Genomic DNA, 21,496 nt, shown 5'->3' on the forward strand with positions numbered 1-21,496 from the left:
GCTGCCCGCAACCCCGGATTCAAATACGCCGTGCGGCGTATCGCTTGAGCATGCTGGGTACATCGAGAATCAAGGCAATGCGGCCGTCACCGGTAATGGTGGCGCCCGACATACCCGGCGTACCCTGCAGCATCTTGCCCAGCGGTTTGATAACCACTTCCTCCTGACCGACCAGTTGATCGACGACAAAGCCGATGCGCTGGGTGCCAACCGTCAGAATCACGACGTGCCCTTCTCGCTGCTCTTCATGAGCTGCGGAACTGACCAGCCAGCGCTTGAGGTAAAACAGCGGCAAGGCCTTGTCACGCACGATCACCACTTCCTGACCGTCCACCACGTTGGTAGTCGAAAGGTTCAGGTGGAAGATTTCGTTGACGTTGACCAGCGGGAAGGCGAATGCCTGGTTGCCCAGCATCACCATCAAGGTCGGCATGATCGCCAGGGTCAACGGGACCTTGATGACGATCTTGGAGCCCTGGCCCTTGGTCGAGTAGATGTTGATCGAGCCGTTGAGCTGGGAAATCTTGGTCTTCACCACGTCCATGCCCACACCGCGGCCAGAGACATCGGAGATTTCGGTCTTGGTCGAGAAACCTGGAGCAAAGATCAGGTTGTAGCAATCGGTGTCACTCAACCGATCGGCCGCATCCTTGTCCATGACCCCACGCTTGACAGCGATGGAGCGCAGAACGTTAGGGTCCATGCCCTTGCCGTCATCGGAAATCGACAACAGGATATGGTCGCCCTCCTGCTCTGCCGAAAGAATCACCCGACCGCCACGAGACTTGCCTGTGGCTTCACGCTCTTCCGGGGTTTCGATACCGTGGTCGACCGCGTTGCGCACCAAGTGGACCAGCGGGTCGGCAAGCGCCTCGACGAGGTTCTTGTCGAGATCGGTCTCTTCACCGACCAACTCGAGGTTGATCTCTTTCTTGAGCTGGCGGGCCAGATCGCGAACCAGACGCGGGAAGCGTCCGAAGACTTTCTTGATCGGCTGCATGCGCGTTTTCATCACCGCGGTCTGCAGGTCTGCCGTCACCACGTCAAGGTTGGAAACCGCCTTGGACATGGCTTCATCGCCACTGTTGAGCCCCAGACGAACCAGACGGTTACGAACCAGCACCAGCTCACCCACCATGTTCATGATCTCGTCCAGGCGGGCGGTATCAACGCGAACAGTGGTTTCAGCTTCGGTCGCGACCGGTTTTTCACCGGTCGGGGCCGGCGCTCGTGCCGGTGCAGCTGCTGGAGCGGGCTTGGCTGGCTCGGCCTTGGCAGCCGGTGCGGGCGCTGCAGCAGGCTTGGCCACGGGCGCCGGGGCAGCAGGAGCAGCCGCAGGTGCCTTGGCAGCGATAGCCTGAGGTTCGAACTTGCCTTTGCCGTGCAACTCATCCAGCAGGTTTTCGAATTCGTGATCGGTGATTTCGTCCGATGCCTTCGCAGCAGGCGCAGGCTTTGCGGCAACAGCTGCGGGCGCAGGTGCAGCGGCAACCGGAGCGGCTACAGCAGCGTCGAAAGAACCTTTGCCATGCAACTGATCAAGCAGCGCCTCGAACTCGTCGTCAGTGATTTCATCACCGGCGGGCGCAGCAGCGGCGCTCTTGGCAGCAGGGGCCGGGGCAGCTGCGGCGTCGGGTGCAAACTTGCCCTTGCCGTGCAGCTGATCAAGCAGCGATTCGAATTCCTGGTCGGTGATTTCATCGCCCACCGGCGCAGGTGCAGCAGCAGCTGCCACTGGCGTGGCCACAGACACCGGGCTGGTGCCGTGCAGCGAATCCAGCAGTTGCTCGAATTCATCATCGGTAATGTCGCCGTCGGCCTGAGCCTGAGCCTGAGCCGCCGGGGCAACTGACTCGGCCACTGGTTGCGGCTCTGGCTCTGGCGCTTCGACCACATCCGCAGACTGTGGCTCAGCCAGCCGCGCCAGGGCAGCCAGCAGCTCAGGTGTCGCCGGGGTGACGTTGGTTCTTTCTCGTACTTGACCAAACATGCTGTTGACGGTGTCCAGAGCCTCCAGGACCACATCCATCAGTTCGGAATCAACGCGACGCTCACCCTTGCGCAGGATGTCGAAGACGTTTTCGGCGATGTGGCAGCACTCCACCAGCTCATGGAGCTGGAGGAAGCCGGCGCCGCCTTTTACAGTGTGAAAACCGCGAAAAATTGCATTGAGCAGGTCAGCATCATCCGGTCGGCTTTCCAGCTCGACCAACTGCTCTGACAACTGCTCCAGAATTTCGCCGGCCTCTACCAGAAAATCCTGAAGGATTTCTTCATCGGCGCCGAAGCTCATGGGGTGCTCCCTAAATTAACCGTCAACAGACCTTAGAAGCCGAGGCTCGATAGCAGATCGTCTACATCATCCTGTCCGGATACGACGTCTTCACGTTTATCGGCATGAATCTGCGGACCTTCACCCTTGGCGAGATGTTTTTTAGGATCTTTTTCTGCAAGGATGGATTCTTCGTCATGTTCGATGCCTGCGAAGCGATCGACATGGCTGGCCATGAGCACCAGCTTGAGCAGATTGCTCTCAACTTCAGTGACCAGCTGCGTAACGCGCTTGATCACCTGCCCCGTAAGGTCCTGATAATCCTGAGCAAGCAGAATATCGTTGAGATGGCCGGCAACCTGGTGGGTTTCCTTTTCGGTGCGCGTCAGAAAACCGTCGACTCGCTTGGCCAGCTCGCGAAACTCTTCAGCGCTGATTTCGCGGCGCATGAAACGCCCCCAATCCTCGCTCAAAGCCTTGGCGTCGGAACTCAAGCCATTCATGACCGGCGTACTTTCCTCGACCAGGTCCATCGTGCGGTTGGCTGCGTTCTCGGTCAGCCTGACCACGTACGACAGGCGTTCGGTGGCGTCGGTGATTTGCGACACTTCCTCGGCCTGAGGCATGTGCGGATCGATATGAAAGTTGACGATTGCACTGTGAAGCTCACGAGTCAGCTTGCCCACTTCCTGATAAAGGCCGCGGTCACGTGTCTGATTGAGCTCATGGATCAGTTGCACAGCCTCGCCGAAACGACCCTTTTCAAGGCTGGTAACGAGTTCCTGCGCGTGTCTTTTTAGGGTCGACTCAAAGTCGGCCATCGAATCATTGTTATCCATAGCGCCCTCGCGGCATGCATCAGCTATTGACGCGGTCAAAGATCTTTTCGATCTTCTCTTTCAGCGCTTGAGCCGTGAATGGCTTGACTACATAACCGTTCACCCCGGCCTGAGCAGCTTCAATGATCTGCTCACGCTTGGCTTCTGCAGTGACCATCAGCACGGGAAGATTCTTGAGGCGATCATCCGCACGGACCTGACGCAACAGATCGATACCGGACATGCCAGGCATGTTCCAGTCGGTCACCAGAAAGTCAAAGGCACCGCTTTGCAGCATCGGCAGTGCGGTCAGACCATCATCCGCTTCCGATGTGTTGGTAAACCCCAGATCACGCAAAAGGTTCTTGATGATCCGCCGCATCGTTGAGAAGTCATCAACGATGAGGATTTTCATGTTCTTGTCCAATTCGACCTCCAAGCAGTCTTTAACGCATTCAGCACCTGAACACGCTGTTCACTCAATACTGGCACAGCACACCTCCAGCTATACGAAACGACGACGGGCTTGGCACAACGACAGGCAAAGACCTTGAACGAAAGCCCATCGAGACAATGCTCGATGGGCTTGCGTCTCGTTCATCCTGTTACCACGTAACGCTTTGCACAGCCGGCATGCAGACAACTCGCGACTTGCGTCGCGGATTGCCGTCAACGCGCTCGCCACTCCCCCAAACGCCCTCGCAAACGAGCTGCGCACTGGCTGTGTAACTGACTGACTCGAGATTCGCTGACCCCAAGAACCTCTCCGATTTCCTTGAGATTCAGCTCTTCGTCGTAGTACAGCGCCAACACCAGACGCTCACGCTCTGGCAGATTGGCAATTGCATCGGCCAACGCAGCCTGGAAGCGCTCGTCTTCCAGATCGCGCGACGGCTCAAGCGAACCGCTTGCACCGTCCTCGTGCAGCCCTTCATGATCGCCGTCCTGCAAAAGGTCGTCGAAACTGAAAAGGCGGCTGCCCAAGGTGTCATTCAAAATCCCGTAATAATCATCAAGACTCAACTGGAGTTCGGCAGCAACCTCGTGATCTTTAGCGTCACGACCGGTTTTAGCTTCAATTGCCCGAATTGCGTCACTGACCATGCGCGTATTGCGGTGTACCGAACGCGGAGCCCAGTCACCCTTGCGGACCTCATCGAGCATCGCGCCACGGATACGAATGCCGGCATAGGTCTCGAAGCTCGCACCCTTGGTGGAGTCATATTTGGTAGAGACTTCAAGCAGACCGATCATGCCGGCCTGGATCAGATCCTCGACCTGCACGCTGGCTGGCAAACGCGCCAGCAAGTGGTAGGCAATGCGCTTGACCAAAGGCGCATAGCGCTCGATCAGCTCATATTGTGAGTTCCGAGAAGTCTTGCTGTACATCTGGTAGCCGCTCGCAGTCATTGCACAGGCCCCGCACTGGTCTGGTGAACGAGTCGCTCAACGAAGAACTCGAGATGACCCCGCGGATTGGCCGGCAACGGCCAGGTATCAACCTTCTGGGCAATAGCCTTGAACGCCAGTGCACATTTGGAACGCGGGAATGCTTCGTAGACGGCACGCTGTTTCTGCACGGCCTTGCGCACGCATTCGTCATACGGCACAGCGCCTACATACTGCAGGGCAACATCAAGAAAACGGTCTGTCACTTTGGTGAGCTTGGCGAACAGGTTGCGCCCTTCCTGAGGGCTCTGAGCCATGTTGGCCAGGACCCGGAAGCGGTTCATGCCGTAGTCGCGGTTGAGCAGTTTGATCAGGGCGTAGGCGTCGGTGATCGACGTGGGCTCGTCGCACACCACCAGCAGCACTTCCTGAGCAGCGCGCACAAAGCTCACCACTGATTCGCCAATACCGGCAGCCGTGTCGATCACCAGTACGTCGAGATTGTCGCCAATATCGCTGAACGCCTGGATCAGACCGGCATGCTGGGCCGGAGACAGATGCACCATGCTCTGGGTGCCGGAAGCTGCAGGCACGATACGAACCCCGCCCGGCCCCTGCAATAGAACATCGCGCAGTTCGCAGCGACCCTCTATGACATCGGCAAGCGTGCGCTTCGGCGTCAGGCCCAGCAAGACGTCGACATTGGCCAGACCAAGATCGGCATCAAGCAGCATAACGCGCCGGCCAAGCTCGGCGAGGGCCAGTGAGAGGTTCACTGACACGTTAGTCTTACCGACGCCACCTTTGCCGCCGGTCACCGCGATCACCTGTACGGGATGCATGCTGCCCATGTTATTTCTTTACCTTGTCTTGCGTAGACCGAAACCACACCGAGAACCGCACATTCACTAATGAACAATGCCAGGCAGACCGTTGATGCAGGGACATTTCAATAATATCCATCACTTAACCCACTCTCTTGCCAGGGGTGTGATAGAGGTCGGCAAACATATCAGCCATCGCTTCCTCGCTCGGCTCATCCTGCATCTGAACGCTCACCGCACGGCTAACCAGTTGGTGACGGCGTGGAATATGCAGATCTTCAGGAATACGTGGACCGTCCGTCAGGTAGGCCACTGGTAGTTCGTGACTGATCGCCAGGCTCAGGACTTCGCCGAGGCTGGCTGTTTCATCGAGCTTGGTCAGAATGCATCCGGCCAGGCCACAACGTTTGTAACTGTGATAAGCCGCTGTCAGTACCTGCTTCTGGCTAGTTGTTGCCAGTACCAGGTAGTTGCGCGATTTTATGCCACGCCCTGCCAGACTCTCCAGCTGCATGCGCAGCGCAGGATCACTGGCCTGCAGGCCGGCGGTATCGATCAGCACCACGCGCTTGCGCAGCAGTGGCTCGAGAGCCTGAACCAGAGACTGGCCCGGATCGACATGGGTAACCGGCACGTTGAGAATGCGCCCGAGCGTCTTGAGCTGCTCCTGGGCACCGATGCGGAAACTGTCCATGCTGACCAGAGCGATATTCTGCGGACCGTACTTCAGCACGTAGCGGGCTGCCAGTTTGGCCAGTGTGGTGGTCTTGCCCATACCGGCAGGACCGACCATGGCGATCACGCCGCCCTCTTCCAGCGGCTCGATGTCAGGCACGGCAATCATGCGGGCCAGATGCGCCAGCAACATGCGCCATGCCTGACGAGGCTCGTCTATGTCGGGGATCATCGACAGCAGGTCGCGGGACAGCGGGCCGGACAAGCCGACACGTTGCAGACGGCGCCAGAGGTTGGCCTGCTGCGGACGGCTGCCCTGAAGCTGATTCCAGGCCAGGGAGCCCAGCTGGACTTCCAGCAGCTCGCGCAGGCCATTCAGTTCGGAACGCATCGACTCGAAGGCGCGCTGGCCGCCAGCAGGCTCTGCGGCAGGCGCAGACGCATAGGCAGCAAACGGACGTGGCGGCTCTTCAAGCGTGGGTTCGATGTGTGTGTCTGCAGCGCTGCCGGTCTTGCCGGAAAACAGCTGGAGGTTGACCGACACGTCACTGTCACTGCGATTGTTCAGTTCAGCCTGAGCGGAAACGATGCGCGACTGGGTTTTGCGCAGTTCGTCTTCCAGCTCCATGTTGGGCACGCGAGGGGCCAGGGCAGAAAGCTTGTAATCCAGAGCAGCAGTCAGCTCGACGCCACCAGCAATGCGCCGGTTACCGATGATGGCCGCTTCGGCGCCCAGCTCATCGCGAACCAGCTTCATGGCTTGACGCATATCGGCGGCGAAAAATCGCTTAACTTGCATGACTCACTACCTCAGCCGTTTGGCCCGACAGTCGCTACGATGGTTACTTGCTTGTTGTCCGGTATTTCCTGATACGCCAGAACATGCATGTTCGGTACAGCCAATCGTCCAAATCGTGACAGCATCGCCCGGACAGGACCTGCTACCAGAAGAATTACCGGCAACCCTTGCATCTCTTGACGCTGGGCGGCCTCTATCAACGAACGCTGGAGCTTTTCAGCCATGCTGGGCTCAAGCAAAACGCCTTCTTCCTGACCCTGACCAGCCTTCTGAAGACTATTGAGCAATATCTGTTCCAACCTTGGCTCCAGAGTGATAACAGGCAGCTCCGGCTCAATGCCTACAATGCTTTGGACGATTGCACGGCTCAGACCGACCCGCACTGCCGCCACCAAAGCGGCGGTATCTTGACTCTTGCCAGCGTTGTTGGCGATAGCTTCTGCAATGCTGCGGATATCTCGCACCGGCACATGCTCGGAAAGCAGCGCTTGCAATACGTTGAGCAGCGACGACAGGGACAACACACCCGGCACCAGCTCTTCAGCCAGCTTGGGCGAGCTTTTGGCCAACAATTGCATCAACTGCTGCACTTCCTCGTGCCCGATCAGCTCATGGGAATGCTTGTACAGAATCTGATTGAGGTGGGTTGCCACCACGGTGCTGGCGTCTACCACGGTGTAGCCCAGCGACTGCGCCTGGCTGCGCTGGCTGATTTCGATCCAGACAGCCTCCAGACCAAACGCCGGGTCTCTGGCGGTAATGCCGTTCAGCGTACCGAACACCTGCCCGGGGTTGATTGCCAGTTCGCGATCCGGATAGATCTCGGCTTCGGCCAGAATCACACCCATCAGCGTCAAACGATAGGCGCTGGGCGCCAGATCGAGGTTGTCGCGAATGTGTACGGTCGGCATCAGAAAGCCCAGCTCCTGAGACAGCTTCTTGCGCACGCCCTTGATCCGCGCGAGCAATTGGCCACCCTGATTGCGATCCACCAGCGGAATCAGGCGGTAGCCCACTTCCAGACCAATGATATCGATCGGGGTCACGTCATCCCAGCCCAGCTCCTTGGAGTCCTGAACGCGGGTCGGTGATGGCAGCAGATCTTGCTGACGCTGCACTTCGGCGATGGCTTCGACCTTCACCTGGTTTTCTTTCTTCCACAACATATAGGCGCCGCCTGCAGCAACCAGACCAAGGCTGATGAAAGAGAAGTGCGGCATGCCCGGAACCAGACCCATGACGATCATGATTGCAGCGGACACACCCAGCGCTTTGTGCGAGGCAAACATCTGGCGATTGATCAGCTTGCCCATCTCTTCCGAACCGGAAGCGCGGGTCACCATGATGGCGGCAGCAGTGGACAGCAGCAGTGATGGCAATTGCGCCACCAAACCGTCACCAATGGTCAAGAGGGTGTAGACACGGCCTGCATCGGCAAACGACATGTTGTGCTGCATGATACCGACCAGCGTGCCGCCGATCAGGTTGATGAACAGAATCAGCAACCCGGCAATGGCGTCGCCGCGCACGAATTTACTGGCACCGTCCATTGAACCGTAGAACTCGGCTTCCTGAGCCACTTCGGCGCGACGGCGCTTGGCTTCAGGCTGATCGATAAGGCCGGCGTTGAGGTCGGCGTCGATCGCCATCTGCTTGCCGGGCATCGCATCGAGGGTGAAACGTGCGCTCACCTCGGAGATACGACCGGCACCTTTGGTGATAACCACGAAGTTGATGATCATCAGAATCGCGAACACCACGATACCAACGACGTAGTTACCGCCGATCACTACTTCACCGAATGCCTGAATCACCTTGCCCGCAGCAGCGTGGCCGTCCTGCCCGTGAAGCATTACTACACGGGTGGAAGCGACGTTCAGTGCCAGACGCAGCAACGTGGCAACCAGCAGGATGGTCGGGAACACCGAGAAATCCAGCGGCCGAAGTGCATAGACGCAGACCAGCAGCACGACGATCGAGAGTGCGATGTTGAACGTGAAGAACACGTCCAGCAAAAAAGGAGGAATGGGCAACATCATCATTGCCAGCATGACCAGCAACAACAACGGAACGCCTAGCTGACCGCGACCCAGGCCAGAGATATTGCTGCGTGCGCTACTGAGTAATTGAGAGCGATCCACTGATTCGTTACCTGCGCACTAGATCAAAACATTGACGCCGATGGCGACCTGTATCGACCCTGTTGCAAAAAGCTGTCCAACTTTTACAACGCCAGTGGCGGCAAGGCTTTAGAGACAGAAATCGCGCAAAGCGAGCATGCCCTTCTCGCACGAAATTCAGGCCTGAATTGGAATTAAGTCTTGTATCTCGCCAGACTAAAGATGTGTGACGCAGAACATGCATACGATAGCGGTCCTGCAAACACCTATCGTTCCTCACGCTCAGCGTGGCAATGCCCTCATCAGGCGAGACGCCCTTTCTGACGATCAGGAATCGCGCTGCAGGTCAGGGGGGATTTTAACATCGCCCAGCGGGTCTGGGCGCTTGCCCTGGCCGGCATGGAACTGGCGGATCTGGTAGACGTACGCCAGTACCTGAGCCACTGCCAGGTACAGCCCGGCTGGAATTTCCTGATCCAGATCAGTGCTGTAGTAGATGGACCGGGCCAAGGCAGCGGATTCCAGAATGAGTATCTGGTTATGCGCACCAATCTCGCGAATCTTCAGGGCAACAAGGTCAGTGCCCTTGGCCAGCAGCATGGGCGCCCCACCTTTTTCAGGGTCGTACTTCAAGGCCACGGCAAAGTGTGTCGGGTTGGTAATGATGACATCGGCCTCGGGGATCGATGCCATCATCCGCCGCTGAGACATCTCGCGCTGCAACTGGCGAATCCGCTGCTTGACCTCAGGGCTGCCTTCGCTGTTCTTGTGCTCGTCGCGCACTTCCTGCTTGGTCATCAGCAGCTTCTTGTGCGCCTCATACAGCACAAACGGTACATCCGCTGCCGCAATGAACATCAGTCCGCAAGCCATCCAGAAGCTGCTCCAGCCCACCACCATCAAGCTGTGGATCATCGCCTGCTCGAGCGGCTCGTGGGCAATGGCAACCAGGTCCTTGCGCTCGCTGTTCAGCACCGCCAGCGCCACCGCCAGAATGATCAGGAATTTGCCTAAAGACTTGAGCAGCTCGACCAGCGCGTGTGGCGAAAACATACGCTTGAGCCCTGCAGCAGGGTTCATCCGGCTGAACTTGGGCATCAGGGACTTGGTTGTGAACAGCCAGCCGCCGAGCATGATCGGCCCCACCAGCGCTGCCACCAGCATGGCAATCAGAAACGGCAGAATCACCACCAGCGCATGCAGCCCGGAACTGAGCAAAGCCTTGCCCATGTAAGACTGATCCATCAGCGTTTCACGCGTGATCGTGAAGTTGTCACGCATCAGCTCCGACATCATCGCGGCAATGTCAGAACCGAACATAAGCAAACCGCCCGCCCCCATCAACATCACCACCAGCGTGGTCAGTTCCTTGGAGCGCGCAATCTGACCATCGGCACGAGCGTCCTTGACCTTTTTTTCCGTGGGGTCTTCTGTTTTATCCTGACCGTTCTCGTTTTCTGCCATCTCAACGAGCCCTCACCATATCGCGCAACATCTGCAGTGCCTGGGTGGCAATCGGCTGATACTGGTTGAGAATGTCGCCCATCGTCATCCACAGAATGACCATGCCCATCACCAGAGTCAGCGGGAAACCGATGGAAAAAATGTTGAGCTGTGGCGCAGCGCGGGTCATGACACCGAAAGCGATGTTGATGATCAGCAACGCCGTGATCGCCGGCAATACCAGCCTCAGCCCGGAACCCAAAACCCAGCCCAGGCCGTTTGCCAGCTCCCAGAAATTGTTGACCAGCAGGCCGCTGCCGACCGGCATGCTGGTAAAGCTCTCGACAAGGATTTCCAGCACCACCAGATGGCCATTCATGGACAGAAACAACAGAGTCACCAACAGCGTGAAAAATTGCCCGATGGTGGCTGAAGACACGCCGTTGGTGGGGTCGACCATCGAGGCAAAGCCCATGCCCATCTGCGTCGAGATGATCTGCCCCGCGATCACAAAGATATGGAAGAACAACTGCAGCGAAAGGCCCATGCCGGCCCCGATGATGATCTGCTCGCCAATCAACAACAAGGCGCTCAGGTCGAGCGCCTGGACCGGAGGCATGTCAGGCAAGGCTGGCGCGACCACCACGGTGATGGCGAAGGCCAGATACATGCGCACGCGACGGGGCACCAGCGTCGTACCGATGACCGGCATGGTCGTCAGCAGCGCGATGATGCGAAAAAGCGGCAGCATGAAGGCCGCCACCCAGGTACTGATCTGGGTATCGGTCAGCGCAAGCATCGGCTGCATTCGGCGCTAGCCGATCAGCGTCGGAATACTGGTGTACAGCGACAGCATGTATTCCATGAATATTTTCAGCAGCCAGGGGCCGATGACGATCAGGGTCACAAGCATGACCAGCAAACGCGGCAGAAAGCTCAATGTCTGTTCGTTGATCTGGGTAGCAGCCTGGAACATCGCTACCAGCAGGCCGCATAACAGACTGGGCACTACAAGAATCGCAACCAGCACGGTGGTCAGCCACAGCGCTTCGCGAAACAGATCGACGGCAACTTCCGGCGTCATCGGGCAGACTCCTCGTCAAAACGGCTCATACGCCACCAAAACTGCCGGCCAGAGTGCCGACAATCAACGCCCAGCCATCTACCAGCACAAACAGCATGATCTTGAACGGCAGGGATATGATCAGTGGCGACAGCATCATCATACCCATGGCCATCAGCACACTGGCCACCACCAGGTCGATGATCAAGAACGGAATAAAGATCATGAAGCCGATCTGAAACGCCGTCTTGAGCTCGGAGATCACGAACGCCGGAACCAGAATGGTCAGCGGCGCAGCATCCGGCGTCGGAATATCGGTGCGCTTGGACAGCCGCATGAACAGCTCGAGATCACTGGTACGCGTCTGCGCCAGCATGAAGTCCTTGATCGGCACCTGCGCCTTGGCAACCGCGTCCTGCGCTGACAGCTTTTCAGCCAGATAAGGCTGCAATGCGTCCTGATTAACACGGTCGAAGACCGGCGCCATGATGAACATGGTCAGAAACAGCGCCATGCCGGTCAGTATCTGGTTCGACGGTGTCTGCTGCAGACCCAGGGCCTGACGCAGGATCGAGAAGACGATGATGATCCGGGTAAAACTGGTCATCAGCATGACAAACGCAGGAATGAAGCTCAGCGCGGTCATGATCAGCAGAATCTGCAGACTGACCGAATACTCCTGCTGGCCGTCCGTGCTGTTGGACAGGGTGATCGCCGGTATCGACAAAGGGTCGGCAGCCAGGACCGCAGGCGCCACCATGACCAGCATCAGCAGTATCAGGAAACGCAAGGCGCCCATTACTTCTTGTCCTTATCCTTGCCCATCAGCTCCATAAGGCGCTGAGCGAATTCAGGTGTCGTTTGCTCACGCACAGGCACCTGAACCGGTTCCTTGAGCACATGCAGGGGCGTGATTCGGCCCGGCGTGATACCCAGCAGTACCTGCTCGTTGCCGATCTGGACCAGCACCAGCCGATCACGCGGCCCCAGTGCGCGCGAACCCACCAGCTCGATGACCTGACTGTTGTTCGGGCCGGCGCTCTGCACACGGCGCATCAGCCATGCCAGAACGAATATCAGACCAACCACCAGTATCAGGCCGAATAGCAGCTGTGCCAGCTGCCCGCCCATGCCACCAGACACGGTATTGGCCACTTGCGCAGGCGCCGTCTGAGCGGCGGGATCTACAGCACAGGCCAGCGACGGCGACATCAGCAGAACACTCAGCAAGCGCTTCATTCAGCGCAGCTTCTTGATGCGTTCGCTCGGGCTGATCACGTCGGTCAGACGGATGCCGAACTTTTCATTGACCACAACCACTTCGCCGTGGGCGATGAGTGTGCCGTTGACCAGCACGTCCAGCGGTTCGCCAGCCAGACGATCCAGCTCGATGACCGAGCCCTGGTTGAGCTGCAACAGGTTGCGAATATTGATATCGGTACTGCCCACTTCCATGGAGATCGAGACCGGAATATCCAGAATCACGTCCAGGTTAGGACCGTCCAGCGTCACCGGCCCGGTGTTCTTCGGCACACTGCCGAACTCTTCCATGGCCAGACGGCTACCCGCATTACCGGCGTCGGCAGCCAGCAAGGCATCAATATCAGCCTGCCCGCCATCGCCAGCCTCGCCCAGAGCAGCAGCCCACTCATCGGCCAGCGCCTGATCTTCAGCAGACGTCATTTCGTTATCATCAGCCATCGGTTGTCCTCTGCACGCAGTATTTCAATTACGCAAAATTTCCGACATCGACCTTACAGGTCAACGTCGCGCTATGGGTTCGATTACTTGCAGGGCCATCTTGCCCTTGTGCGAGCCTAGCTTGACCTTGAAAGAAGGCACGCCGTTGGCACGCATGACCAGCGAATCGCTCAATTCCACCGGAATCACATCGCCGGGGCGCATGTGCAGGATGTCCCGCAGGGGCAACTGACGCTGAGCGATGGTGGTCGTGAGTGGTACGTTCACATCCAGCACGTCTTCCTTGAGCGCGTTCACCCAGCGCTCATCCTGATCATCAAGGTCGGACTGGAAGCCGGCATCGAGCATCTCGCGGATCGGCTCGATCATTGAGTACGGCATGGTCACGTGCAAGTCGCCGCCACCGCCATCCAGCTCGATATGGAACGTGGAGATCACCACCGCCTCGCTTGGCCCGACGATGTTGGCCATGGCCGGGTTCACTTCAGAGTTGATGTACTCGAAGTTGACTTCCATGATCGCCTGCCAGGCTTCCTTGAGGTCGATGAAGGCCTGATCCAGCACCATGCGCACTACACGCAACTCGGTCGGCGTGAATTCACGGCCTTCGATCTTGGCGTGACGGCCATCGCCACCGAAAAAGTTGTCCACCAGCTTGAACACCAGCTTGGCGTCGAGAATGAACAGCGCCGTGCCGCGTAACGGTTTGATCTTGGCCAGGTTGAGGCTGGTCGGGACGTACAGCGAATGCACGTACTCGCCGAACTTCATGACCTGAACACCGCCCACCGCCACATCCGCCGAGCGGCGCAGCAGGTTGAACATGCTGATACGCGTGTAGCGGGCGAATCGCTCGTTGATCATTTCCAGTGTCGGCATGCGCCCACGGACGATCCGGTCCTGACTGGTCAGGTCATAACTTTTGACACTGCCAGGCTCGGCAGCGTTGTCGGTCTGAACCATCCCGTCGTCGACGCCATGCAGCAGCGCGTCGATCTCATCCTGGGAGAGCAGGTCTTGCACGGCCATGTGAGGATCCTACTGCAATACGAAATTAGTGAAGAGCAACTGTTCGATCACAGTCTTGCCGAGTTCTTTCTGGGCCACTTCCTGAATGCTCGCGGTCGCTTTCTGACGCAGCATTTCCTGACCGATCGGCGACGCCAGCGATTCGAAGGGGATGGCTGCGAACAGCATCACCAGATTATTACGAATCAGAGGCATGTGTACTTTAAGCGCCTCCATGTCGGCAGCATTGCGGCCCAGCATGGTAATGCTGACCTGCATGTAACGCTGACGGCCATTGGCGTTGAAGTTGACCACAAAGGCGGGAGTCATCGGCTCGAACACCGCCACTGGCTTGGCGTTGGCCGCCGCGGCTGCAGCAGCCGGGTCTTCCTTGCTCTCGCTCTTGTGCATGAGGAACCAGGTCGCACCCACCGATAAGCCCACCGCCAGCAACAGCGCCACAACGGCGATTATGATGAGCTTGAGTTTACCTTTGCCTTTGGGTGCGGGATCTTTAACTTCTTCGCTCTGCGCCATGCCAATAATCCGTCACTATTCAAGAGTTTCTTCAATACGTGACAGAGGCAGAGCAAGTGTTATGCCAGAGTTGTGGGAAACGGGAGATGTGCCTGACACGACTGGTTACGCAGCCGGGTCATGCAGCAATAGACAGGACTCCTGCCCCGATGCTCGCAACGGGTACAGGAGTTGAAGGAACATGGATGCAGCAATCAGCCCGGTATCAGGCGTAATAGTCGATCTCGCTGGTGCCGATCACGCGTGCCGCCGGCTGGCTGACAGGTACGGCGGCGTCAATGCCAGCAATATCATCCGATGTATCGCTGGTATTTAGGCCATTTCCACGACCACCACGCTGAGCGCGACTTGCCTGCTCTTGAGCCTGTTGCTGAGCCTGCTGTTGCGATTGATCGGAAACGTTGACGTCGACGTTGCCCAGCCCTTGCTGAACAAATGACTCGCGCAGCTTCGACATCTGGTTTTCCAGCGCGTCACGCACGCCTAGATGAGCGCTCATGAAGGTCACCTGGGTTTGCTGATCCGGCGCCATGTTGATGCGGATATCCAGACGACCAAGCTCGGCAGGCTCAAGCTTGATGTCGGCGGTCTTGAGGTTCTGGCTCGACAGGTACATCACGCGATCGACAATGCCTTCGGTCCAGCCACTTTGATGCATGGCCAGCGGCTGATTCATCAACGGCGCAGCAGGTGCGGCCGCAGTGCGTGCAGGCTGCGCGGCCTGACTGAGGGCAGCCAGACGATCAGCGAAATTGTCTACACGCGTGTCACCGGCAGCCCCTTTGACGTCCTTCAGGCCCTCGCCGATCAGACCGCTGAACGATTTGTCGCTGCTCTCGGTACTGCTTTCATCCGATGGCAGTTGCTCACTCAAAACCGACAGGTTATTGACTAAATTCTGCGCTGGGTCAGCCTCCGCGTTCGAAGGCGTCGCCTTGTTGGCGGCTTGTGCATTCTGCGCGGCCAGCTGGGTTTTCGCGGTGGCATTTTCAAGCGCCAACTGCACGGCATCAAGGCCATCCAGCGGGTCGGCGTCCGGATTGAACGCGGCTTCGGCTTTTGCAGGAACCGCCGCCTGACCAACTGCCAGCGATGCGATCGCCGGTGTGGCGCTGGCGTCTGGCGTCTGCGGCTTGACTGCCGAAGTAGCTGGCAAGGCAGGCACTTGTGCCGCCATTGCCTGCAAAGCCGGGTCCAGAGCGGGGTCGACAGCTACCTGACCTTCAGCCAGCGCAGGGTCGGCAGATGCCTGTGCCTGAGCATCATCTGGGGCGGTTTCGGACTTGGCGGCGTCGCCATCCGCAGCAGCAGACTTGGCAGGCAAGTCATTGCCGCTATCGGCAACGGTCGACTTGTCAGCGGCATTCGACGGGTCGTTTACCGGCTTGTCCTTACCTGCGGCAACCTTGTCTTTGTCAGGCGCCGACTTGTCACGGCTCTGCTTGACCGGCGCATCATCACGTGGCGCCACGCTGTCCCTGGTCTGCTTTGCATAGACGTTGGAAAAGCTGGAAGCCCCGTCTTTGCTGCTGTCGGCGGATTTGACCGAATTATTGACGGCACCGGACCTGGAGGTCGCAGCGTTCGTGGCCTGAAGAAGGGCATTGGTGGAAAGTGGCATTTCGGTCTCCGCATAAGCAGCTGGTAATCGCCTTACCACCAGAACTTAGCAATATGCGGGCCAACTCGTGAAAGCGGCCAGATCGGCCGAAAGCGGCAGATCAGCTGATGAAAAACTGCCGCTCTGCGTTGAACAGACCACGGATGGTCAGGTACTCGTTATCAATCTTGCCGACCAACTCTGCCAGCCCCAGCGACTGATGCTGACGGGCACGATCTTCAAGCTGTCTGCACAGGTCGGAAAGACGCAACGCACCCATGTTGCTACTGCTGCCTTTGAAGCTGTGGGCCGTGAGGCTAAGCTCCTGCAGGTCCATGTTTCCGGTCTCGACAGCCTGGCGAAGTTGCACAATGCGCTGTTCGGAATCCTTGAGAAACACATCCAGCAATGTCGGATATTCATCCTCCATGACTTCCTGCAGAGCATTCAACACGCTGTAATCCAGATGAATCGACACTTGTTCACTCCTTGATCAAGACTGTGGAACGGATTATGCCACTCCCTCCCAGGTAAATTCCACGCACGCGGTCCTGCCATCCCTGGACCAGTTGGCCTTGTGACTCAACTCGCGCACCAGACGCAGCCCGCGACCGTACAGCTTATCGCTCGCAGGTTTCAACATATGCAGCCGTTCTGCATCAAATCCGTCACCACTGTCTTCGACGCTGAGGGTCAGGCGCCCTCCTTCACCGACAGGTTCAACGTGCAGAGTCATGCGGATGAACCCTGACTCCAGAGCGCCAAGACGCTCGGCCCGCTGCTGATAATAAAGCGCAAAACCCGCCGCATCATGCTTCAGTGCAGAATCCAACCCTAGCACGCCGTGCTCCAGCGCATTGCTGTACAGCTCGCCCAGTACCATATGTAACGCGGCGCCCTGATTGCGCAAACCATGCACTTCAAGCAGCAATTGCAGCACGTAAGGCAGCGGATTGAAACGCCTGAGGGTCGAAGCACGCAGTTCGAAGCTCGATGACCAGTCCAGCGGGCTCGATGCGCCGCTGTCGGAGTACGTCAGGGCAGGCAGGCGGTCAAGCGGCTCTTCGACCGCGCTGATTTCAAGCAGGCTTACATCGTCTCGGGCCTTGCCGCCAAAATCGTTGAGTGCCTGAAGAATTTCCTGGATCAGCAGTTGCGGCTCGCGATTGGCGGACAGCACGCCGCGCAGACGTTGCGCGCCGAATAACTCATCACGGCTGTCGCTGGTGTCGAGCACGCCATCGGACAGCAGGAAGATCCGGTCGCCCGGCGCCAACGGGTAGACCTGGGTGTGCGCGTCGAACGCATCGACACTCAAGACGCCCAGAGGCAGGTGATTCGACGCCAGCGGCACGTGCTCGCCTTCAGTGCCACGCAGCAGATAACCATCCGGCAATCCGCCGTTCCACACCTCGACCTGACGCTGCTGGAGGTTGACGCACAGCAGCGTCGCACAACAGAACATGTCCACCGGCAAAATGCGCTTCAGCTTGGCATTCATCTCACGAAGAATGGCCACCAGACCGTAACCCTTGGCGGTCATGCCATAAAACACCTCGGCCAGCGGCATGGCTCCCACGGCAGCCGGCAGTCCGTGGCCAGTGAAGTCCCCAAGCAACACCTGCATATGACCTGCCGGGGTGTAGGCGGCCAGCATCAGGTCACCGTTGAACAGCGCATAGGGCGACTGCAGGTAGCGGATATTGCTCGCCCCCAGACACCCGGCATGTGCCACCTGATCAAACACGGCTTTGGCGACGCGCTGTTCGTTAAGCAGGTATTCATGATGTCTGGAAATCTGATCACGCTGCTGACGAACAGTCTCGTGCAGTACTCGCAAGCGGTTCATGGCATTGATCTTGGCGGCCAGAACCAGGGGATTGTAAGGCTTTGACATGAAATCATCGCCGCCAGCATCCAGACAGCGCGCCAATGCCTCACCTTCGGTAAGCGAGGTCAGGAAGATGATCGGCACCAGCGACTCGCCTGACAGCGCCTTAATCCGCCGTGCTGCCTCGAAACCGTCCATGACCGGCATCATCGCGTCCATCAGGATCAGATGCGGGCTTTCAGAGGTGAACATCGCCACGGCTTCGACGCCATTGGCAGCACTCAATACCCGGTGCCCCTGACGCGCAACGATGGTCGACAGCAGCAACCGGTCACTGGTGCTGTCGTCGGCAATCAGAATGCAGAGGTTTTTCAAGGAGGACTGCAAAGGTTCAGCCCAGCTGGAACAGCTTCGAGAAGTTTGAAATGGCGAGGATCGTGCAGACATCAGGCGTGCAGTTGATCAGACGCACCACCGCTTTATCGCCACCGGCATGATCACGCAACAGCAACAGCATGCCCAGCGCCGAGCTGTCCAGGTAATGCGTGCCACGCAGGTCCACCACGTAATGCAGATCCTGCGGACAGTCCTCATAAGCCTCGCGAAATTCCTGATGGGCGGAAAAATCAAAGCGCCCCTCAATGAAAAGGGTCAGTTGTCGACCATCTGCAGAACGTTCGGACGTGACTGTCATGGGAACTCCGAGGTGTTTCATCAACGAGACATTGAGAGCGTAGACCAGACCAACAGAAGGCCAGGTCTGATTAGGTCAAAAATCAGAATGGTTCATGACGCGGCAGTCGCTGCGACAGTTCGTCCAGCAGCTTTTGCTCGCGCTTGTCTTCAAGCTTGCGCGCTTCGTCCATGTAACGCTGTACCAGCTTGCGCAGGCCTTCGACCCGCGCATAGCAGTCCTGCCAGGCCGTGCGCGCTCGAGCCAGATTGGCCGTGTGCCATTCGAGGCTTTTATATTGCTGTGCAACCGCGACGTCCAGCTGACTGAGAAAACGTTGATAGCCCAGCAACCATTGCCCGGAAACCCCGGCACTGCCGCGCTGCAACCATTGCTGCTGATAATCCTGGCGGAACTGGTCCAGCTCCTGCAGTTTGTTGTTGGCCAGGTTGACCTGCCCCTGAAAATGCCCGAGACGCTGAGCCGCCGTTCGTTCGGCAGCCTCGGCCATCTCGACCACAGGCGCCAGGCGCGCCGCTCTACTCTGAGCCATCGCCTATCAGCCGCCAGGTGCCGGGGCAAATATCGATGCAAGCGCTTCGCCACTGCCCTGCATGCTTTCATTCTCGCGCAGCGCCTGGCGCTGATAACGCACCAGCACCGGATGCAACGCGATTGCCATATCGGTTTCGCGGTCGCCACCGGCCACATAGGCGCCCACGCTGATCAGGTCACGGGTCTGCTGATAGCGTGACCACAGTTGCTTGAAGTGTTGCGCCTGGGCCATATGCTCCGGGCTGACCACTGCGGGCATGACCCGGCTGATGGACGCTTCGATGTCGATAGCCGGGTAATGCCCCTCCTCGGCCAGACGCCGGGACAGCACGATGTGGCCGTCTAGCACGCCTCGTGCGGAGTCGGCAATCGGGTCTTGCTGGTCATCGCCTTCCGACAGCACGGTATAAAAAGCGGTAATCGAACCACCGCCCTTTTCGGCATTACCGGCACGCTCGACCAGTTTTGGCAGGCGGGCGAACACTGACGGCGGATAACCCTTGGTGGCCGGAGGCTCGCCAATTGCCAAGGCAATCTCCCGCTGAGCCTGAGCAAAACGGGTCAGGGAATCCATCAGCAACAGGACGTTCTTACCCTTGTCGCGAAAATATTCGGCAATTCGCGTGCAATACATGGCCGCACGCAGGCGCATAAGCGGCGCATCATCGGCTGGCGAGGCAACCACCACCGAACGCTTCAGGCCCTCTTCGCCGAGAATGTGCTCGATGAACTCCTTGACCTCCCGGCCCCGCTCGCCGATCAGGCCGACGACGATAATGTCCGCTTCGGTAAAGCGCGTCATCATGCCGAGCAGCACACTCTTGCCCACACCAGTACCCGCAAACAGGCCAAGACGCTGGCCACGCCCGACTGTCAATAAACCGTTGATGCAGCGAATGCCGACATCCAGCGGCTGACTGATCGGGTCGCGCTTGAGCGGGTTGATCGTCGGGCCGTCCATCGGCACCCAGTCCTCGGCCTTGATCGGCGAGCGCCCATCCAGCGGACGACCGGCGCCGTCAAGCACCCGCCCCAGCATACTCATGCCCATCGGCAGACGTCCGGTGTCAGCCAGGGGCACAACCCGCGCACCCGGCGCGATGCCTGCCACGCTGCCTACCGGCATCAGAAACACCTTGCCACCGGAAAACCCCATCACCTCGGCTTCGACTTCCACCGGGTGATGGCTGTCGTCGTTGATGACCATGCAGCGACTGCCCATTGCCGCGCGCATGCCTTCAGCCTCCAGCGTCAGGCCGACCATGCGCAGCAGGCGCCCTTCGACTACAGGCTGGGCAGGCAGGCTGATCGACTCGGCGTAGGTGCCGAGTCGTTTGCCGAAGCTGGTGCGATCAAGGCGCATCGAGTGTGTCCGCGTCAGGTTCTACAGCACCACCGGAGGCTTTTACCGGCGCGGCGTCCAGATCGACATTCAGGTCTGCCGCAGCCGGATGAGTGATCTGCTCGTGCAACTGATCATGCATCCTGGAAATCGCCAGCGCGATGCGCGTTTCGACGCTGGCGTCGATGCGGCTGTGCTCGGTTTCGATCCGGCAACCGCCGGGCAGCAGGTCTTCGTCTTCGACGATTTTCCAGGCCTCCTCATGGCGCTCGCGCATCGCCTTGACCAGCAGGAAATCCTGGGGGTTGATAAAGATACGCAGGTTCTGAGCACCCATTGGCAACAGCTTCAACGCATCACGCAACACCGTGGCGATCTGCCCGGAATCGGTCACCAGCTCGCGCTGAATGACCTTGCGTGCGATGTGCTCGACCAGATGGACAACGGCTTTTTCGATCTGCGTATCCTGCTCGGCGATAGGCTCCAGCAAATGCGCCATCAACTGTTCAAGGCTGGCGATTTTAGCCGCCAATGCAACCTCAGCCTCTTGCCGAACCTTGAGCTGGGTGCTGTGAAAGCCTTCTTTTTCGCCGGTGGCAAAGCCTTCGTTCCAGGCCTCCTGGCGAATGCTCTCCAGCTCTTCGAGGGTCAGCGGCTGAACTTCGTCCAGCGGCACCTCTTCCATCTCGAGCGGTTCGTCGGCAGGCTCCGGTTCGGGTTCAGGCTCGGGTTCCACATGCGGGTCGAAGCTGGGTAACGCCCAGATATCGAGCGTCCCGGCGTCCTTGGCGCGAATGAGGTCGCTGGCCAATTCTTTATTGGGAGTGGACATGAGTCAGCTGAATC

General features: G+C 58.5%; 22 protein-coding genes. All 22 read right to left on the reverse strand.

Features of this window, described 5'->3' with window-relative positions; translation table 11 throughout:
- Positions 1 to 19: 19 nt before the first annotated feature.
- Positions 20 to 2,293, reverse strand: coding sequence for a chemotaxis protein CheA (locus ALO43_RS14745; RefSeq protein WP_024690366.1), 2,274 nt, complete (start codon positions 2,291 to 2,293; stop codon positions 20 to 22).
- Between the two features lie 32 nt (positions 2,294 to 2,325).
- Positions 2,326 to 3,111 (reverse strand): protein phosphatase CheZ, encoded by a 786-nt coding sequence (locus tag ALO43_RS14750; RefSeq protein ID WP_005890129.1) that lies wholly within the window; start codon positions 3,109 to 3,111, stop codon positions 2,326 to 2,328.
- Positions 3,112 to 3,130: 19 nt separating this feature from the next.
- Positions 3,131 to 3,505, reverse strand: coding sequence for a chemotaxis response regulator CheY (locus tag ALO43_RS14755; RefSeq protein ID WP_172678989.1), 375 nt, complete (start codon positions 3,503 to 3,505; stop codon positions 3,131 to 3,133).
- Between the two features lie 254 nt (positions 3,506 to 3,759).
- Positions 3,760 to 4,500, reverse strand: coding sequence for an RNA polymerase sigma factor FliA (gene fliA / locus ALO43_RS14760; protein ID WP_003378731.1), 741 nt, complete (start codon positions 4,498 to 4,500; stop codon positions 3,760 to 3,762).
- Positions 4,497 to 5,330, reverse strand: coding sequence for a flagellar synthesis regulator FleN (gene fleN, locus ALO43_RS14765; protein WP_024670733.1), 834 nt, complete (start codon positions 5,328 to 5,330; stop codon positions 4,497 to 4,499). Before fleN ends, fliA begins: the two co-directional genes overlap by 4 nt.
- Positions 5,331 to 5,445: 115 nt before the next feature.
- Positions 5,446 to 6,777, reverse strand: a complete 1,332-nt coding sequence (gene flhF, locus ALO43_RS14770; RefSeq protein WP_005890121.1) for a flagellar biosynthesis protein FlhF — start codon at positions 6,775 to 6,777, stop codon at positions 5,446 to 5,448.
- Between the two features lie 11 nt (positions 6,778 to 6,788).
- The gene (gene flhA, locus ALO43_RS14775) at positions 6,789 to 8,918 is read right to left on the reverse strand and encodes a flagellar biosynthesis protein FlhA (protein ID WP_005890119.1); all 2,130 of its coding nucleotides are present in this window, start codon (positions 8,916 to 8,918) and stop codon (positions 6,789 to 6,791) included.
- Between the two features lie 306 nt (positions 8,919 to 9,224).
- Positions 9,225 to 10,361: a flagellar biosynthesis protein FlhB gene (gene flhB / locus ALO43_RS14780; RefSeq protein WP_005890117.1), complete on the reverse strand. Its 1,137-nt coding sequence runs from the start codon at positions 10,359 to 10,361 to the stop codon at positions 9,225 to 9,227.
- A gap of 1 nt (position 10,362) precedes the next feature.
- Positions 10,363 to 11,148, reverse strand: a complete 786-nt coding sequence (gene fliR, locus ALO43_RS14785) for a flagellar biosynthetic protein FliR (protein ID WP_032618644.1) — start codon at positions 11,146 to 11,148, stop codon at positions 10,363 to 10,365.
- A gap of 6 nt (positions 11,149 to 11,154) precedes the next feature.
- Positions 11,155 to 11,424, reverse strand: a complete 270-nt coding sequence (locus ALO43_RS14790) for a flagellar biosynthetic protein FliQ (RefSeq protein ID WP_002554277.1) — start codon at positions 11,422 to 11,424, stop codon at positions 11,155 to 11,157.
- A gap of 25 nt (positions 11,425 to 11,449) precedes the next feature.
- Positions 11,450 to 12,202, reverse strand: a complete 753-nt coding sequence (fliP, locus tag ALO43_RS14795; RefSeq protein WP_005890114.1) for a flagellar type III secretion system pore protein FliP — start codon at positions 12,200 to 12,202, stop codon at positions 11,450 to 11,452.
- Positions 12,202 to 12,642, reverse strand: coding sequence for a flagellar biosynthetic protein FliO (gene fliO / locus ALO43_RS14800; protein ID WP_024690367.1), 441 nt, complete (start codon positions 12,640 to 12,642; stop codon positions 12,202 to 12,204). The genes fliP and fliO overlap by 1 nt, the downstream gene beginning before the upstream one ends.
- A complete protein-coding gene (gene fliN / locus ALO43_RS14805) occupies positions 12,643 to 13,104 on the reverse strand; it encodes a flagellar motor switch protein FliN (protein WP_005890112.1) in 462 nt (153 codons plus the stop codon).
- A 60-nt stretch (positions 13,105 to 13,164) separates the two neighbouring features.
- On the reverse strand, positions 13,165 to 14,133 hold the full coding sequence (fliM, locus tag ALO43_RS14810; protein WP_005890111.1) for a flagellar motor switch protein FliM: 969 nt from the start codon (positions 14,131 to 14,133) through the stop codon (positions 13,165 to 13,167).
- Between the two features lie 9 nt (positions 14,134 to 14,142).
- Positions 14,143 to 14,649, reverse strand: a complete 507-nt coding sequence (gene fliL / locus ALO43_RS14815; protein WP_005890110.1) for a flagellar basal body-associated protein FliL — start codon at positions 14,647 to 14,649, stop codon at positions 14,143 to 14,145.
- A 205-nt stretch (positions 14,650 to 14,854) separates the two neighbouring features.
- Entirely contained in the window at positions 14,855 to 16,270 is a 1,416-nt protein-coding gene (locus ALO43_RS14820) for a flagellar hook-length control protein FliK (protein ID WP_054997724.1), read from the reverse strand.
- Between the two features lie 100 nt (positions 16,271 to 16,370).
- Positions 16,371 to 16,727, reverse strand: a complete 357-nt coding sequence (locus ALO43_RS14825; protein WP_005890108.1) for an Hpt domain-containing protein — start codon at positions 16,725 to 16,727, stop codon at positions 16,371 to 16,373.
- Between the two features lie 33 nt (positions 16,728 to 16,760).
- Positions 16,761 to 18,467: a fused response regulator/phosphatase gene (locus ALO43_RS14830; RefSeq protein WP_054997725.1), complete on the reverse strand. Its 1,707-nt coding sequence runs from the start codon at positions 18,465 to 18,467 to the stop codon at positions 16,761 to 16,763.
- A gap of 4 nt (positions 18,468 to 18,471) precedes the next feature.
- Positions 18,472 to 18,774 carry an STAS domain-containing protein gene (locus ALO43_RS14835; protein ID WP_005890106.1) on the reverse strand — a complete coding sequence of 101 codons (303 nt, stop codon included), beginning with the start codon at positions 18,772 to 18,774 and terminating at the stop codon, positions 18,472 to 18,474.
- Positions 18,775 to 18,856: 82 nt separating this feature from the next.
- Positions 18,857 to 19,306, reverse strand: coding sequence for a flagellar export protein FliJ (gene fliJ / locus ALO43_RS14840; RefSeq protein WP_005890105.1), 450 nt, complete (start codon positions 19,304 to 19,306; stop codon positions 18,857 to 18,859).
- Positions 19,307 to 19,312: 6 nt separating this feature from the next.
- A complete protein-coding gene (fliI, locus tag ALO43_RS14845; RefSeq protein WP_024670736.1) occupies positions 19,313 to 20,671 on the reverse strand; it encodes a flagellar protein export ATPase FliI in 1,359 nt (452 codons plus the stop codon).
- On the reverse strand, positions 20,661 to 21,482 hold the full coding sequence (gene fliH, locus ALO43_RS14850) for a flagellar assembly protein FliH (protein ID WP_054997726.1): 822 nt from the start codon (positions 21,480 to 21,482) through the stop codon (positions 20,661 to 20,663). The genes fliI and fliH overlap by 11 nt, the downstream gene beginning before the upstream one ends.
- Positions 21,483 to 21,496: the final 14 nt, after the last annotated feature.

It is taken from the genome of Pseudomonas tremae (assembly GCF_001401155.1).
GTDB classification, from domain to species: Bacteria; Pseudomonadota; Gammaproteobacteria; order Pseudomonadales; family Pseudomonadaceae; genus Aquipseudomonas; species Aquipseudomonas tremae.